Annotated in this window: 16 protein-coding genes and 1 riboswitch; of the genes, 5 read left to right on the top strand and 11 right to left on the bottom strand. The window is 62.9% G+C overall.

Annotated elements, in window-relative coordinates; all coding sequences use genetic code 11:
* Window positions 1–57 precede the first annotated feature (57 nt).
* The 3 genes from VGO04_RS14210 to VGO04_RS14200 all read right to left on the bottom strand — a co-directional run bounded on the left by VGO04_RS14210 (window position 58) and on the right by VGO04_RS14200 (window position 2,693).
* Complete coding sequence (locus VGO04_RS14210; RefSeq protein ID WP_327496649.1) at window positions 58–1,047, bottom strand: murein L,D-transpeptidase family protein; 990 nt, start codon at window positions 1,045–1,047, stop codon at window positions 58–60.
* 335 nt (window positions 1,048–1,382) lie between these two features.
* Window positions 1,383–1,637: a hypothetical protein gene (locus VGO04_RS14205; RefSeq protein WP_327496601.1), complete on the bottom strand. Its 255-nt coding sequence runs from the start codon at window positions 1,635–1,637 to the stop codon at window positions 1,383–1,385.
* A gap of 147 nt (window positions 1,638–1,784) precedes the next feature.
* Window positions 1,785–2,693 (bottom strand): SDR family oxidoreductase, encoded by a 909-nt coding sequence (locus VGO04_RS14200; RefSeq protein WP_327496600.1) that lies wholly within the window; start codon window positions 2,691–2,693, stop codon window positions 1,785–1,787.
* 85 nt (window positions 2,694–2,778) lie between these two features.
* Between VGO04_RS14200 and VGO04_RS14195 the strand changes: the two genes are divergently transcribed.
* Entirely contained in the window at window positions 2,779–3,351 is a 573-nt protein-coding gene (locus tag VGO04_RS14195; protein WP_327496599.1) for a TetR family transcriptional regulator, read from the top strand.
* A gap of 96 nt (window positions 3,352–3,447) precedes the next feature.
* A complete protein-coding gene (locus VGO04_RS14190) occupies window positions 3,448–4,470 on the top strand; it encodes a serine hydrolase domain-containing protein (RefSeq protein ID WP_414650540.1) in 1,023 nt (340 codons plus the stop codon).
* 16 nt (window positions 4,471–4,486) lie between these two features.
* Here VGO04_RS14190 and VGO04_RS14185 read toward each other — a convergent pair whose 3' ends face one another.
* Window positions 4,487–5,305, bottom strand: a complete 819-nt coding sequence (locus VGO04_RS14185) for an arginase family protein (RefSeq protein WP_327496598.1) — start codon at window positions 5,303–5,305, stop codon at window positions 4,487–4,489.
* Between the two features lie 229 nt (window positions 5,306–5,534).
* Here VGO04_RS14185 and VGO04_RS14180 point away from each other — a divergent pair, with 229 nt between their 5' ends.
* Complete coding sequence (locus VGO04_RS14180) at window positions 5,535–6,029, top strand: GAF domain-containing protein (protein ID WP_327496597.1); 495 nt, start codon at window positions 5,535–5,537, stop codon at window positions 6,027–6,029.
* Between the two features lie 15 nt (window positions 6,030–6,044).
* Here the strand turns inward: VGO04_RS14180 and VGO04_RS14175 are convergent, their stop codons facing one another.
* The 3 genes from VGO04_RS14175 to VGO04_RS14165 all read right to left on the bottom strand — a co-directional run bounded on the left by VGO04_RS14175 (window position 6,045) and on the right by VGO04_RS14165 (window position 8,306).
* Window positions 6,045–7,061 carry a zinc-binding alcohol dehydrogenase family protein gene (locus VGO04_RS14175; RefSeq protein WP_327496596.1) on the bottom strand — a complete coding sequence of 339 codons (1,017 nt, stop codon included), beginning with the start codon at window positions 7,059–7,061 and terminating at the stop codon, window positions 6,045–6,047.
* A 188-nt stretch (window positions 7,062–7,249) separates the two neighbouring features.
* Entirely contained in the window at window positions 7,250–7,921 is a 672-nt protein-coding gene (locus VGO04_RS14170; protein ID WP_327496595.1) for an SDR family oxidoreductase, read from the bottom strand.
* Complete coding sequence (locus VGO04_RS14165) at window positions 7,908–8,306, bottom strand: glyoxalase (RefSeq protein WP_327496594.1); 399 nt, start codon at window positions 8,304–8,306, stop codon at window positions 7,908–7,910. The genes VGO04_RS14170 and VGO04_RS14165 overlap by 14 nt, the downstream gene beginning before the upstream one ends.
* A 91-nt stretch (window positions 8,307–8,397) precedes the next feature.
* Between VGO04_RS14165 and VGO04_RS14160 the strand changes: the two genes are divergently transcribed.
* Both VGO04_RS14160 and VGO04_RS14155 read left to right on the top strand, forming a co-directional pair.
* Window positions 8,398–9,315 carry a LysR family transcriptional regulator gene (locus VGO04_RS14160; RefSeq protein ID WP_327496593.1) on the top strand — a complete coding sequence of 306 codons (918 nt, stop codon included), beginning with the start codon at window positions 8,398–8,400 and terminating at the stop codon, window positions 9,313–9,315.
* 73 nt (window positions 9,316–9,388) lie between these two features.
* Window positions 9,389–9,673: an acylphosphatase gene (locus tag VGO04_RS14155; RefSeq protein ID WP_327496592.1), complete on the top strand. Its 285-nt coding sequence runs from the start codon at window positions 9,389–9,391 to the stop codon at window positions 9,671–9,673.
* Between the two features lie 129 nt (window positions 9,674–9,802).
* On the opposite strand, the gene nrdF is transcribed toward VGO04_RS14155, so the two are convergent.
* From nrdF to nrdH, 4 genes are all read right to left on the bottom strand, one after another.
* The gene (gene nrdF / locus VGO04_RS14150) at window positions 9,803–10,777 is read right to left on the bottom strand and encodes a class 1b ribonucleoside-diphosphate reductase subunit beta (protein WP_327496591.1); all 975 of its coding nucleotides are present in this window, start codon (window positions 10,775–10,777) and stop codon (window positions 9,803–9,805) included.
* Window positions 10,778–10,913: 136 nt separating this feature from the next.
* Window positions 10,914–13,067 carry a class 1b ribonucleoside-diphosphate reductase subunit alpha gene (gene nrdE, locus VGO04_RS14145; protein ID WP_327496590.1) on the bottom strand — a complete coding sequence of 718 codons (2,154 nt, stop codon included), beginning with the start codon at window positions 13,065–13,067 and terminating at the stop codon, window positions 10,914–10,916.
* Complete coding sequence (gene nrdI / locus VGO04_RS14140; protein WP_327496589.1) at window positions 13,037–13,453, bottom strand: class Ib ribonucleoside-diphosphate reductase assembly flavoprotein NrdI; 417 nt, start codon at window positions 13,451–13,453, stop codon at window positions 13,037–13,039. The genes nrdE and nrdI overlap by 31 nt, the downstream gene beginning before the upstream one ends.
* Window positions 13,454–13,463: 10 nt before the next feature.
* Window positions 13,464–13,685, bottom strand: a complete 222-nt coding sequence (nrdH, locus tag VGO04_RS14135; RefSeq protein WP_327496588.1) for a glutaredoxin-like protein NrdH — start codon at window positions 13,683–13,685, stop codon at window positions 13,464–13,466.
* Between the two features lie 390 nt (window positions 13,686–14,075).
* Window positions 14,076–14,300: riboswitch (cobalamin riboswitch) on the bottom strand.
* Window positions 14,301–14,391 lie beyond the last annotated feature (91 nt).

Here is a 14,391-nt window from a genome sequence, read left to right as displayed (position 1 = left end):
TCGCTGCTGGCGACGCGCACAGCCCCAGGGTCACATGCGCGTTTCCAGTCGAAGCGATCACAGGCCGGCGTAGGGGTCCGCCAGTGCCGCTTCGGGTCGGCTAATGGGATACTTAGTTCCCGATATCTTCGCGGCCAGCTTTTCCGCGCCGTTTTTCTCAAGCAGCGCCCGGAAGCTCGGATGCATACCGCCGTCCACATAGGCGTTGAGCGGGGCCGAGGTCTGGTTTGCCATCAGGCCCGCGAGCTTGGCGTCTTCCGATTGCAACCGTGCCACCAGCCCGGCGTCGGGCGTCGAGATGGCCGGCGGGCAGGCGGCGAGCGGATCGGTCGGCTCGCCACCCTCAAACTCGGTGTTGAAGACGTAGCGACGACCGCAGGCCGAAACCTTCGGCTGGCGCTTCGTCGCCTCGAAGATGTCGTAGCCCTGCTTGATGTTCTTCCAGAAGTCGAAGTTCGGATCGCCGCGGTGGCTGGCCATGTTTGCCGCCGTCATTCGGAAAGGATAGGCCTGGACCTGAAAATTGCCCTGACCGCCCGCAAGCGCGCGCTGGACCACCGAATAGATCTCGCCGACGCCCTGGTCGGTCAGCGCGTAGCAGCCCGAAGACGAGCAGGCGCCATGCACCATCAGCGCCTCGCCGGTATAGCCGAGCGCCGATTCCAGACGGTTCGGGTAGCCGAGGTTAAACGACAGGAAATACTGCGATTTCGGGTTCAACATGCCGGCCGAGACATGGTAAAAACCTTCCGGCGCCTGGCGGTCGCCCGACTTCATCTTGGGCCCGAGTTTCCCCGACCAGCGGCACATCGGATAGGTCTTCAGAAGTACGTATTGGCCTTTGCTGTTCTGCTTCCAAACCTCAAGCTCGCTCTCCTGCTTGAAGATGCGAACGAGCACGGGGCTTTCCGGCTTGCTGCCGTTCTTCGCCATGGCGGCAATGAGCTTGGCCGGGATCGGTGGCGGCTCGCGCACGTCGTCGGCATCGAGCGCCATGCAGCCGGACAGAGCAATTGCCATCGCGCCGATCGCAAGCGCACTGCGCATCCGGCGCAGGGGCGCCAAAAGCGTGGCCGCGCGGGGCGTTTCGGAAGAAGGGCTCTGTTTCGTCTCGCGCCGCATTCGGGCTCCTGGAAAATGCTTCGCCGCCAAGCATCCTTCGTGCGGCGCGGGCGCCGACTGTGCGCAAATCAACACGCTGCGGTCGGCTTCAACGTCAGCGATTAAGCGGTGGCAGCTTTGGCCGCAAGCCTTGGCCACGGGCCACTGCGATCAACAAAACTTGAACGCGCGTCCGCGCCATAGCTGCCCGCCGATTGGGTCGATGTTGAGACAAGATGGTGAATTTTTTCTCAACATGGACGCGCGGACTTGCGCGAAGCTTAGCCGCGCGGCTCGCTGCCCGGCGCGTAAACCGTCTTCTGCTTGAACGCGAACACATTGCCGCAGCGGCAGCGGACCATGTGTTTGGCGGGGTCGGAGGAATTGCGCTCGGTCGAAAAGCCCTTGGGCATGGCGTCGATGGTAAAACCGCGGTTGCCGCCCTTGGCGCTGTCGTTCTCGGAGGCTTCGGCAAAGCCGGAGGCTCCGCACTTGGCGCATTCCAGCTTTCTCGAATAACGATCCCGCGATGCCATCTTCTATCACTTACCTGGCGGCGCAGACTTCCCTGTTGGGACATGCGGCGCAGCGGCTCATTGGTTGCCTGAAGCTTCGAACTATAGGAGGCGACCCTCGGGTTCAAGATCGCAACGCCCGTTGATGGTGGTTCAGGCACCCAAATGTCAGCGATATCCGGTGGCGTCGGCCGGCTTGTCGGCCTCCATCACCTCGCGCATGTAGCGCCAGCAGTCGGGCCGTGAGCCGTCGAGGTCGGTAAAACCGTAGACCTGAGCCAGCGCTCCGCTCGACAGCGACTGACCGTTCCATCGCGACTTTTCGGGGTCTGCCGCAAGAGCCGCCACGGCGCGGCCGACGAAGCGCGGTGTTTCCGAGATGACGAAATGCGGCTGGTTCTTCGTCGCCTCAAGCCAGTTGTCTTCGCGGACGCTGTAATGTTCGAGCATCATCTCCGAGCGCATCCAGCCAGGCGTGAGCGACACCGATGTCGCACCGTGTGGGGCGAGATCCTTGGCGTGCGCCCAGGCCATGCGGTTGGCCGAAACCTTGGCGAGATCGTAGAAGGGCGACAGCCGGTAGTTCACGGCGTTGTACTCGGCGGTGCCGTCGGTGACCTCGACAAGCAGGCTGCCCGGGTTCTCGATCATCAACGGCAGGGCGTAATGGGCGGTTATCAGATGGGTGTCGACGCCGAGGCGCAACAGTCGGAGACCGTTTTCCAGGTTGTGTTCCCACACCGGCTTGTTCCATTCGAACAGCAGTTCGCCGCCCCAGACGTCGTTGACGAGAATGTCGAGGCGCCCCTGTTCGCGGCGGATGCGCGCGACCAGTGCTTCGACCTCGGTTGGTTGCAGATGATCGACCTGAACGGCGATGCCCTCGCCGCCGAGATCGCTGACGATCTCGGCCGTCTCCTCGATCGTCTCAGGCCGCTTGTACTCGGATTGCTGCTGCCGGGTCGTGCGACCTGTGACGTAGACTGTCGCGCCGGCCGCCCCGAGTTCGCTGGCGATGCCACGACCACCGCCGCGCGTGGCGCCGGCGACCAGTGCGACTTTTCCTTTGAGCGTCATGACTTCCTCCTTCGCGTCGTTAGCCTCTGGCATGTACGACCACTTCAATATATAAATGATTGTTCGTTTATAAATTGGAGTCAAGATGCCGCGTCCAAAGACGATGCCCGACGAAGAGGTGTTGAAGGCAGCCTTCGCGATCATGCGGGCGGAAGGGCCGGAGGGGCTGACCTTCGCAGCACTGTCCGCGAGAACGGGGCTATCCGGCGCCACGCTGGTGCAGCGGTTCGACAACAAGGCGCGGCTGATCCAGAGCGCGCTCGTCCACGCCTGGGATGGGCTGGACGGCCAGACGGCGGAGTTGATGGCGGGCGTGCCGCGAACGCCGGAAGGTGCGATCGCGTTGCTGGTCGGGCTCTCCGGCGATTACGGCGGCATCGACAGCTATGCCGATGACCTCAGAATATTGCGCGAAGACCTGCGTAATCCGCTGCTGCGCGCCCGCGGCGCGAAGTGGCGCGACGTGCTTTCGGGTGTGCTCGACGAATGCCTCGCCGGGTTACCTGCGGCATCCCCCGGGCTCGGATTGCTGATGGCGTCGCAGTGGCAGGGGTCGCTGCTTTGGTGGAGTTTCGACCCCAGCGTGTCCGTGACCGCATTCGTGGAGCAAAGCCTCCGGCGTTTCGTCGACGCCTTTGCGAAGCCGCCGTCGCCCTGATCCGCGTCATCGGCAGCGATCAACCGGCTTTCAATTCGGTGTGAGATGGCGTTGTGACGGGTGACGGCGACGCACGGCAGTCTTAGATGCTGCTTCATGATCCGATTTGTCGTTGCCCTCTGCGCCCTGATGCTGATCGCCTTGCCCGCCGCCGCACAGACGTCGGCGCCGGCTGCGGCGCTCCTTGACGCGTTGACGGAGCGTCCGGACCTCAGCCCGTTGAAAACCGTGATCGTTGCCCGCGACGGCGCGATCCTTGCAGAGCGCGGCTATCGCGGCAACCGGGTAACGGACGCGACGAACATCAAGTCAGCGTCGAAATCGATCATCTCGGCGCTGGTCGGCATGGCCATCGACAAGGGGCTGCTCCAAGGACCGAACCAGAAGATCGCGCCGATCCTCAAAGCCGATCTGCCGGCCTCGCCGGATCCGCGCATCAATGACATCACCATCGGCAATCTCTTGTCGATGCAGGCCGGTCTCGGGCGCCTATCCGGTCCGAACTACGGGCGATGGGTCGCGAGCCGCAACTGGGTGCGCACCGCACTTGCCCAGCCCTTCGACGACGATCCCGGCGGGCAGATGCTCTATTCCACCGCCTCGACCCATCTGCTCTCGGGGATCCTGACCAAGGTCAGCGGCAAGTCGACCCTCACTCTCGCGCGCGAGTGGCTCGGACCGCTCGACGGTTTCCGCATCGGCGCCTGGGACCGCGATCCGCAGGGCATCTATCTCGGCGGCAACCAGATGGCGATGAGCGCCCGTTCGCTGCTTGCCTTCGGCGAACTTTATCGCAATGGCGGTCGCACGGCGTCAGGCGTGCAGCTTGTGTCTCCCACATGGATCGAAGCGTCCTGGCAGCACCGTACCATTTCACGCTTCTCCGGCGACAGCTACGGCTACGGCTGGTTCGCCCGCGAGATCGCCGGCGAGACCGTGCATTTCGCCTGGGGCTATGGCGGCCAGATGCTCTACATCATCCCGAGCCTCGACCTCACCGTGGTCATGACCTCTGCCGAGAGCGGACCGTCTGCCCGCAACGGCTACCGCGACGCGCTCCATCTCTTGCTCGGCGAAATCATCACGGCGGTGAAGGCGGCGCCGGAGACGGACGGCTGAGGTTACTCGCGCCTTATCATTCGGGCCGCATCGCTTTCAGCGGCCACACGATGTGAAGCAGGCATTCGATCGCGGCTGCGTCCTTCAACTTGTCCTGCGTGGCTTCGAATTCCGCAAGCTCGATGCCCGCGATCTGTGCTTCCGGGATGATCTCGAAAATGGCCCGCAACTGGCCTGGCAGGAGGCCGTCCTTAATGGCGTAGGCGGCCGGCACGTGGTCTGGCTCCAACACGTCCCAATCGACGTGGATCCAGACGGGCTTGTCTCCGATGATCGCATGCATGGCTTCCGGTGTTGCTTCCGCCGGCGAAAGCGTGCGGATGCCGGCCCTTTGCATCAAGAGCGCCTCGGGCGCATCGATGTCGCGCGCGCCGAGGATGACGATCTGGGCCGGGTTCAGGCCACTGCCGTGGCCGCTGTCCCAGAGCCCGCAGGCGGCAGAAAGAACCATGCCCCCGAGGTAGCCGCTCTCGGTGGTCTCGGGCGTGTTGAAGTCGCCATGGGCATCGATCCACAGCACGACCACATCGGGGTGTTTGCGGGCGACGACCGGAAGCGTTGCAAGGCTCGCCGAGCAGGTATTGGCCACCACCAGCGGCTTGCTGCCACGCTGGAGCGTCTCAGCCACGGCATGCTGCAGGCCGGCCAGAGCCTGGCCTGCTTCCGGCAAGCTCTCCGACCAGTCATCCTCCCTGGCGGGCGCCGGGGCGCCGATAACGGTGGCCCGCAACCCCGTGCGTTTGCTTAGCGCTTCTGCGGTCAACGCAGCGCCCGGTATCGCGCCCGGCGTTCTGTCGGCGATGCGTCCCTGGCACAGGATGAGATCGTAGGGCATGGTTTTCTCCTTGTCTTCCAGTAGGGCGCAGCAGGGGAGGCGGGCGGGATGGGGCTTGAAAGGCCAGTCTGTGGAATCGATATATTGACGCGGATATATCGCCTGTGACCCGGGATCGCAATTTGCTGTGTCCGGGGTTGGTGATATTGCTGCGCCGAAGGCGCGCGGGCTGCGAGCCAATGGCAGACCCGGCCGACCGGCCTGATGCCGAGATTTGAAAGGAACAACCGTGTTTGCGACGAAGACCATCGACACCGGCGACAAGGCTGAATTCTATCGCGAACTGGCCAGTCAACTCGGCGGCCTTTTACACGACGAACGCGACTTTATCGCCAATGCCGCCAACCTCTCGGCGCTTGTTTTCGATCTCGTGCCGGACCTGAATTGGGCGGGGGTTTACTTCCTGCGCGCGAACGATGAGCTGGTGCTTGGGCCCTTTCAGGGCAAGGTCGCTTGCGTGCGCATTCCGGTCGGCAAGGGCGTCTGCGGCAGTGCCGTGGCGCAGAAGGAGACGATGCTCGTTCCGGACGTGCATGCCTTTCCGGGGCATATTGCCTGCGATGCGGCGTCGCGCTCCGAACTGGTCGTACCGCTCATCAAGGACGGCAAGGTGCTCGGCGTACTCGACCTCGACAGCCCCACACCCGAACGTTTCGATGAGACAGATCAGGCCGGCTTCGAGGCGCTCGCCGCGATCTATCTCGCAGCGAGCGATTTCGCTTAGTCCTGCTGTCAGAGATTAATCGCCAAATCCTTCGATGACGATCTTGCCCTTGGCCGCCCCGGTTTCGATCCGGCGGTGTGCCTCGCGCAGGTTTTCGGCGTTGATCGGCGACAGCACCTCGGCAAGCGTCGTCTTCAGCCGTCCGGCATCGATCTCGTCGGCGACGAAGGAGAGCAGACGGTGCTGCTCGACCATGTCAGGGGTCTTAAACATCGGGCGGGCGAACATGAACTCCCAATGCAGGCTGGCGGCCTTGGTCTTCATGCCGGCCATCGGCATCGGCACGTCGGTGTTGTCGATCGAGACGATGCCGCCTTGCGGGCGGATCAGTTCGACCGCGGCGTCCCAATGGCGCATGTCGTTGAAGATGGCGATGTGGTCGACATTGGCAAAGCCGAGCGCCCGAACCTGCTCGACGAGGGGTTCGCGGTGGCTGACGACGTGATCGGCGCCGAGCTCTTTGACCCACGCGATGGTCTCGGGCCTGGAGGCCGTGGCGATGACCGTGAGGCCGGCGCGCTTTGCCAGCTGAATGCCGATCGAACCGACGCCGCCGGCGCCGCCGACAATGAGGATCGACTGGCCGCGATCGGCGCCGTCCCTGTCGATGCCGAGCCGATCGAAGAAGGCCTCATAGGCGGTGATCGTCGTCAGCGGCAGGGCAGCCGCCTCGGCAAAGGTGAGGCTCTTCGGCTTGTGGCCGACGATGCGCTCATCGACAAGGTGGAATTGCTGGTTGGAGCCGGGCCGCGTCAGGTCGCCGGCGTAGTAGACATGGTCGCCGGGCTTGAACAGCGTCACATCGGCGCCGACGGCCTCGACGATCCCGCTTGCATCCCAGCCAAGCACCCGCGGCGTTTCCTCGATCTTGTCTTTCGGCGCCCGCATCTTGACGTCGACCGGATTGACCGCGACGGCGGCCACGGCAACGAGGATATCGTGCCCCTCAGGCGCCGGTTTCGGCAGGGTGACATCGAGGAAACTCTCCGGGTCGGAGACCGGCAGGTAGCGGGTGAGGGCGACGGCTTTCATGGCTTGCTCCTAACAATGGACGAAGTGTGTACGCGTATGAATTCGGCGGTGACGAAGTCGAGTTCGGTGCCGCCAGCGCTGGTCAGGTTACGGCGTGTCGGCAGCACCATAGACGACGTGAAAAGAAAAGTGTCGTGGCATCCGCATATTCCCGCGCCGCGGGCCGCAGATGCCACGTTGGTCTGCGTTCATTGGATGAGCGCGCCGCCTTCGATGTCGATGATCGACCCGGTAACGAAGGGGTTGTCGATGGCAAGGAGATAGCCTTGCGCGATATCCTCGGGCCGTCCGAAGCGGCCGGCGGGCAGGGTGGCTGCGGCGCGATCGAACATGGCGTTGCGGGCGTCACCCGCCATGCCGGCATAGGCTTCCGTCTGCGTCAGCCCAGGGCTGACCACGTTGACGCGCACCGGCGCCAGTTCGTGCGCGAGCACCTTTGCGGTGGCTTCAAGCGCCGCATTCATCGCCGTCTTGACGAAGGTGCCGGCAACGGTGCGGCGGGCGAGGAAGCCCGAGGTCAAGGTGATGGTGCCGCCGGGGCGCATCACTGTTGCAGCTTCGCGTGCAAGCACGACCGAACCCCAGAACTTGACGTCGAAGGCGGCCTTGGCGGCGTCGAGGTCGACATCGGCCACCTTTCCGCCGGGCGCGGACGAGCCGGCGGTGACGACGAGATGGTCGATCGGTCCGAGCTTGCGGAAGTAAGCGGCGACCGCTTCGGCGTCGGCGATATCGAGGCCGGTGGCGCGGCTGGCGATCTCGACGCAGCCGGGGCGCCGGGTCAGCGCGCGCGCGACGGCGGCGCCGATGCCGCTGGTGCCGCCGATGACGACGGACACGGTGTTGTCACTGAATGTCATGTTCATTCTCCAGAGGAACAGGTTCGGAAAAGACGGCTTCGAGCAGCGGGCCGCCGGGGGCGCGCAGGAACAGCCGGCGCTCGCCGATATCGGCGAGATCCATGGTCGAATAGGCAACGGCGAGGCGGTCGAGCCTGGCGCGAAAAGCCACATAGCCGTCGAGCCGGAAGCCGACGTGGTCGATCGCCTCGGCGGAGTGATCGAAGCCGTCGCCATAGCTGCCGATGATGTGGACGATCGGCTTGCCTGACGCGTAGAGCCAGTATCCGGCAATGCGACGTATGGACGAGGGGCGCTGACCGGTGGTCAGATCGAAAACCGCTTCGAAGAAGGCTCGTGTTCCCTCGATATCGCGTGTGCGGATGGTCACATGGTCGAGCTGCATGGTGCGCTTCCTTTCGATAGGGAAGTTAGCTGTTGCGGCGCATCCGGATAATTGGCTTAAATCCGAAATGATGTTTCGGAGGAACCGAAGAATGTTGCTCGATAATCTCTCGCTGTTCCTGCTGATCGTTGAAAAGGGTGGGCTTTCCGCCGCCGGGCGCGAAAAGGGGCTGTCACCGGCCTCGGTATCCGAACGGCTGGCGGCGCTCGAAGCGCATTATGGCGCGGCCCTTCTGAAGCGCACGACGCGGGCGATCAGCCTGACGGAAGAGGGGCGCCTCCTCGTCGATGGTGCGCGCCGGCTGCTGGCGGAGGCAGACGAACTCGAGGCGGGTGTCCGCTCTGGCGCCCGCACGATCTCCGGGCCGATCCGGCTCAGCGCGCCGGAGGATATGGGGCGACGCTACATCGTGCCGATCCTCGACCGGTTTCTCGCCGAGCACCCCGGCGTGACGGTCGACCTGAACCTCACCGATGGCTATGTCGATCTCGTCGGGCAGGGCATGGATTTCGCCATTCGCCATGGCGTTCTTGCCGACAGCACGCTGCGGTCAAAAGCGCTGGGCGAGAACCGTCGCGTCGTTTGCGCGGCACCTGCCTATCTGGAAGCCTCGGGCAAACCGCAGCATCCCGACGATCTTTCACGACACGACTGTATCATCATGCGCTTCGGCGCCAATCTCGACCGCGAATGGGCCTTTCAGGTGGCCGGCAAGCCCTACAAGGTCATGGTGCGCGGCAGGCGGGTTGCCAACGACGGCGGGCTGGTGGCGCAGTGGTGCCGGGCCGGACATGGCATTGCGCTGAAATCCGTTTGGGACATTGCGGAGGATCTCGCCTCCGGCGCGCTTGTCGAGTTGCTGGCGGACTTTGCGACCGGCGAAACGGGGCTGCAGATCGTCTACCCGCCGCTCAGCGTCCAGCCGCGCCGGGTGCGGCTGCTGATCGATCGCATCGCGTCGGAACTGAGTTCGATCGAGGCGGTCGTGGCCAACCGGCGCCAAGGCTGAGGCCGCCAATGCCGGCCGCGCTTGCCTTCGTCACCCGTTGCTCCAGATAGAGAGGAAAACGCTGGAGGCGATCATGGCCGAGGCCCGAAAGTCGGTGCGTGTTCGGATCATCGGGCGCGTTCAGGGTGTCAGTTTTCGCGTCTGGGCGCGTGACGAGGCCCAAGGGTTGGGCCTCGCTGGATGGGTGCGCAACGAAGCAGACGGTTCGGTCTCCGCCTTGATCATCGGCCCGGAAGCGGCTGTGGCGACCATGCTTGAGCGCTTGCATCAAGGGCCCCCGGCCGCGCGGGTCTCGCAGGTCGTTGCCGAAAATGTCGAGGCGGCGGAGAACATCAACGGATTTCGGATCACGAGATAGGAGGGAATCAGGCGACCATGGGTTTTAGGCGCTCGGTCGCAACGGAGAGCCAAGCCCGTTGATGCGCGGAGCCGCCCGAAGACCAGATGCTCGGGCGGCGTTCAATATTTCGAAAATGCCCGGAGCCTCTCAGAAATCCCAGTCCTCGTCTTCGGTCGCGACCGCCTTGCCGATGACATAGGAGGAGCCGGAGCCGGAGAAGAAGTCGTGGTTCTCGTCGGCGTTCGGCGAGAGGGCGGAGAGAATGGTGGGGTTCACCTTGCACGCCTCGGCCGGAAACAGCGCCTCGTAGCCGAGGTTCATCAGCGCCTTGTTGGCGTTGTAGTGCAGGAACTTCTTCACGTCCTCGGTAAGGCCGACGCCGTCGTAAAGCGCTTCGGTGTACTTCGCCTCGTTGTCGTAGAGCTCGAGAAGCAGGTCGAAGGCGAAGTCCTTGATCTCCTGCCGGCGTTCTTCGCTCAACCGCTCCAGCGCGCGCTGGAACTTGTAGCCGATGTAGTAGCCGTGGACCGCCTCGTCGCGAATGATCAGCCGGATCATGTCGGCGGTGTTGGTGAGCTTGGCTCGGCTCGACCAGTACATCGGCAGGTAGAAACCGGAATAGAACAGGAAGCTCTCGAGGAAGACGCTGGCGACCTTCTTCTTCAGCGGATCGGTGGAGGCATATTGCTCCATGATCAGCGCCGACTTCTTCTGCAGGAACTCGTTTTCCTCCGACCAGCGATAGGCGTCGTCGACGTCGGGGGTGAGGCAGAGCGTCGAAAAGATCGAGGAGTAGGAGCGCGCATGCACGGCCTCCATGAAGGAGATGTTGGAGAGCACCGCTTCCTCGTGCGGGGTCGCCGCATCCTCCATCAGCCTGACGGCGCCGACGCCGTTCTGGATGGTGTCGAGCAGGGTCAGGCCGGTGAAGACGCGGATCGTGAGCTTCTGCTCCTCGGCTTTCAGTGTAGCCCAGGAAGGAATGTCGTTGGAGAGCGGCACCTTTTCGGGGAGCCAGAAATTGCCGGTCAGACGGTTCCAGACTTCGAGGTCCTTGTCGTCCTCGATGCGGTTCCAGTTGATGGCGCGGATGCGGCTTGCGGGTTTGGTGTGCATGTTCATGGTTGGACCTTTTTGAATGGTGCTGGCCCCTCATCCGCGCGGTGAGAGATGCCCCTCAGCGTTTCGCTTGGCACGTCCCCTCTCCCCGCCTGCGGGGAGAGGGTTAGGGTGAGGGGCATCGAATAGGGATGCGAGGTTAAAGCGCGCAGGAAACGCAGCCTTGGACCTGCGTGCCCTCAAGCGCCATCTGCCGAAGGCGGATGTAGTAGATGGTCTTGATGCCCTTCTTCCAGGCATGGATCTGGGCGCGGTTGATGTCGCGGGTGGTGGCCGTATCGCGGAAGAACAGCGTCAGCGACAGGCCCTGGTCGACGTGCTGGGTGGCGGCCGCATAGGTGTCGATGATCTTCTCCGGGCCGATCTCGTAGGCGTCCTGGTAATATTCCAGGTTGTCGTTGGTCATGAAGGCGGCGGGATAATAGACGCGGCCGATCTTGCCTTCCTTGCGAATCTCGATCTTCGAGACGATCGGGTGGATCGAGGAGGTCGAGTGGTTGATGTAGGAGATCGAGCCGGTCGGCGGCACGGCCTGGAGGTTCTGGTTGTAGAGCCCGCCCTCCATCACCGCCTGCTTCAGCTCCAGCCAATTCTCCTGGGTGGGGATGTCGACACCGGCCGCTTCGAACAGCTCCTTCACCTTCTCCGTCGCAGGCACCCATTCGGCCTCGGTGTATTTGTCGAAGTATTCGCCGGACGCATATTTCGAGTTCTCGAAGCCCTTGAAGCTCTCGCCGCGCTCGATGGCTATGCGGTTGGAAGCACGGATGGCGTGGTAGGTCACCGTGTAGAAATAGATGTTGGTGAAATCGATACCTTCCTCGGAGCCGTAGAAGATGCGTTCGCGGGCGAGGTAGCCGTGCAGGTTCATCTGGCCAAGGCCGATCGCGTGGCTGTCGTCGTTGCCCTTCTCGATCGAGGGCACGGAGGAGATGTGGCTCATGTCCGATACGGCCGTCAGCGCCCGGATCGAGGTCTCGATGGTCTTGCCGAAATCGGACGTGTCCATCGCAGCCGCAATGTTCAGCGAGCCGAGATTGCAGGAAATGTCCTTGCCCATGTGCTTGTAGGAGAGGTCATCGTTGAACGCGCTGGGCTCGCTCACCTGCAGGATTTCCGAGCAGAGATTGCTCATGGTGATACGGCCGGCGATCGGGTTTGCCCGGTTCACCGTGTCCTCGAACATGATGTAGGGATAGCCGCTTTCGAACTGGATCTCGGCGAGGATCTGGAAGAAGTCGCGTGCCTTGATCTTCCGCTTGCGGATGCGCGCGTCCTCGACCATCTCGCGGTACTTCTCGCTCACCGAAATCTCGGTCAACGGCACACCATAGACCCGCTCCACGTCATAGGGCGAGAACAGGTACATGTCCTCGTTGTTGCGGGCGAGTTCGAAGGTGATGTCGGGGATGACGACACCGAGCGACAGGGTCTTGATGCGGATCTTCTCGTCGGCGTTTTCGCGCTTGGCGTCGAGAAAGCGCATGATATCGGGGTGGTGGGCGTGCAGGTAGACGGCACCGGCTCCCTGACGGGCGCCGAGCTGGTTGGCATAGGAGAACGAGTCTTCCAGCAGCTTCATCACCGGGATGATGCCGGAGGACTGGTTCTCGATCTGCTTGATCGGCGCGCCCATCTCGCGGATGTTGGTGAGCGACAGCGCCACGCCGCCGCCGCGTTTTGAAAGCTGCAGCGCCGAATTGATCGCGCGGCCGATGCTCTCCATGTTGTCCTCGACGCGCAGCAGGAAGCAGGAAACGAGTTCGCCGCGCGCCTTCTTGCCGGCGTTGAGGAAAGTCGGGGTCGCCGGCTGGAAACGGCCGGAAATGATCTCGTCGACGAGATCACGGGCGAGCCCCTCGTCGCCGCGCGCAAGCGCCATCGCCACCATGCAGACGCGGTCCTCGTAGCGCTCCAGGTAGCGCTTTCCGTCGAAGGTCTTCAGCGTGTAGGAGGTGTAGTACTTGAAGGCGCCGAGGAAGGTCGGGAAGCGGAACTTCTTCGAATAGGCGTGGTCGTAGAGATCGTGCACGAAATTGAAGGAGTACTGGTCGAGCACCTCCTGCTCGTAATAGCCTTCGGTCACCAGATAATCGAGCTTTTCCCTAAGGTTATGGAAGAAGACGGTGTTCTGGTTGACGTGCTGGAGGAAGTACTGCTTCGCCGCCTGCCGGTCCTTGTCGAGCTGGATCCTGCCGTCCTCGTCATAGAGGTTCAGCATCGCGTTCAGCGCATGGTAATCGAGCGCTGTTTCTGTCGCCTTCAGGGGGCGTTCGAGTGTTGTGACGTCCAAAATCGTTCCATCCCGTTTTTGACATTGGCGACGTCCTCTTCTGTTCCGAGAAGCTCGAACCGGTAGAGGTAGGGCACCCGGCACTTGGCCGAAATCACGTCGCCGGCGATCCCGTAGGTCGCGCCGAAATTGCTGTTGCCCGCGGCAATCACGCCGCGAATGTGGGAGCGGTTGCCCGCATCGTTCAAAAAGCGGATCACCTGTTTCGGCACCGCACCGCGACCGTCGTCGCCGCAATAGGTCGGCACGACGAGCACGTAGGGCTCGGAAATCGTAAGCTCTTGCTTACCTTCCCTGAGCGGTATGCGGGCCGCGCGAAGGCCGAGTTTCTCGACGAAGCGATGGGTGTTTTCCGAACGGCTGGAAAAATAGACGATCAGGCCCACCGCCTCTCCCTCACGCAAGCGAGCCGATCATGTCCGGGCGGAACCCGGCCCAATGCTGCTCGCCAGCGACGACCACCGGGACCTGGCGGTAGCCGAGGCCCTGCACGAGGGCGAAGGCATCCTGATCTTCGGAGATGTCGACGATCCTGTAGTCGATGCCCTGGCGGTCGAGCGCACGGGTGGTGGCGGTGCATTGGACGCAGGCAGGCTTGCTGTAGACGGTGATGGACATGGGTTCCTCGTGAACGGAATTCGAAACTGGGCGCAAAAGGTTGTCGGCGCGCGCGGACGCGAACCGTCAGGGATGGCGATGGACAATGAGATGCCGTGCTCCGACCCGAACGGGTCGAAGTTGGCGTCATCAGGCGGGCCCGATCATCGCTCGGAGCGACCGGGCCGGATCGTTCGTGATGGGACGCGCCGAATTCTCGCACTTTCGGCACGCGGCAATTCGATCAGGCGCGCAGGAAAGCGCACCCGTTTCCAACGGGTGGATCTGAACTGGAAGAAACTGACATGACTTCACCCCGAAGCTTACGGCAGGTTGCCGGGGAGATGTCGAGACGATCGGACAGGCTCATCCTGCCGCACGCAACTCAACCCCTCCGGACACCCCGCCCGTGGACGTTTGGTGTTCGAGGCAGGTCTCCTGGCTCACGGGTCTCAGCTTCAATCCCGACCTTCCCGAGGCCTCATGCCTCAGTGGTCCAATTCCGGACAGTCGCTCGCCGTCTACAGTTGCGGGGGCAGCTACGGCATAGCCGGGCAGAAATCCGCCGGCGCACCGTATTCCCATCTTAGCTCTCAATCCCTACGAATCGAGAGAACCTTGAACACTAGATATAGTAGTTCATCGCGAATTTACGTCAATAGGTTCCAGGTGCCGAATGGTGGGGCAAGGGGATGATTTCTTTTCGAGTGTGGATAACGGGGAGTAA

It is taken from the genome of Ensifer sp. (assembly GCF_035999185.1).
In the GTDB taxonomy this organism is placed as follows: Bacteria; Pseudomonadota; Alphaproteobacteria; order Rhizobiales; family Rhizobiaceae; genus Ensifer.
The sequence above is the reverse complement of the archived record's forward strand: the minus strand, read 5'-3'. Positions and strand labels throughout refer to the sequence as shown.

What these genes read in the sequence shown, in the direction of transcription:
- VGO04_RS14205 (WP_327496601.1), bottom strand. Translation starts at nt 1,637, where the DNA reads ATGGCATCGCGGGATCGTTATTCGAGAAAGCTGGAATGCGCCAAGTGC.
- nrdH (WP_327496588.1), bottom strand. Translation starts at nt 13,685, where the DNA reads ATGTCCATCACCGTCTACAGCAAGCCTGCCTGCGTCCAATGCACCGCC.
- VGO04_RS14190 (WP_414650540.1), top strand. Translation starts at nt 3,448, where the DNA reads ATGATCCGATTTGTCGTTGCCCTCTGCGCCCTGATGCTGATCGCCTTG.
- VGO04_RS14210 (WP_327496649.1), bottom strand. Translation starts at nt 1,047, where the DNA reads ATGCGCAGTGCGCTTGCGATCGGCGCGATGGCAATTGCTCTGTCCGGC.
- VGO04_RS14185 (WP_327496598.1), bottom strand. Translation starts at nt 5,305, where the DNA reads ATGCCCTACGATCTCATCCTGTGCCAGGGACGCATCGCCGACAGAACG.
- VGO04_RS14200 (WP_327496600.1), bottom strand. Translation starts at nt 2,693, where the DNA reads ATGACGCTCAAAGGAAAAGTCGCACTGGTCGCCGGCGCCACGCGCGGC.
- VGO04_RS14160 (WP_327496593.1), top strand. Translation starts at nt 8,398, where the DNA reads ATGTTGCTCGATAATCTCTCGCTGTTCCTGCTGATCGTTGAAAAGGGT.
- VGO04_RS14175 (WP_327496596.1), bottom strand. Translation starts at nt 7,061, where the DNA reads ATGAAAGCCGTCGCCCTCACCCGCTACCTGCCGGTCTCCGACCCGGAG.
- VGO04_RS14170 (WP_327496595.1), bottom strand. Translation starts at nt 7,921, where the DNA reads ATGACATTCAGTGACAACACCGTGTCCGTCGTCATCGGCGGCACCAGC.
- nrdF (WP_327496591.1), bottom strand. Translation starts at nt 10,777, where the DNA reads ATGAACATGCACACCAAACCCGCAAGCCGCATCCGCGCCATCAACTGG.
- VGO04_RS14165 (WP_327496594.1), bottom strand. Translation starts at nt 8,306, where the DNA reads ATGCAGCTCGACCATGTGACCATCCGCACACGCGATATCGAGGGAACA.
- VGO04_RS14195 (WP_327496599.1), top strand. Translation starts at nt 2,779, where the DNA reads ATGCCGCGTCCAAAGACGATGCCCGACGAAGAGGTGTTGAAGGCAGCC.
- VGO04_RS14155 (WP_327496592.1), top strand. Translation starts at nt 9,389, where the DNA reads ATGGCCGAGGCCCGAAAGTCGGTGCGTGTTCGGATCATCGGGCGCGTT.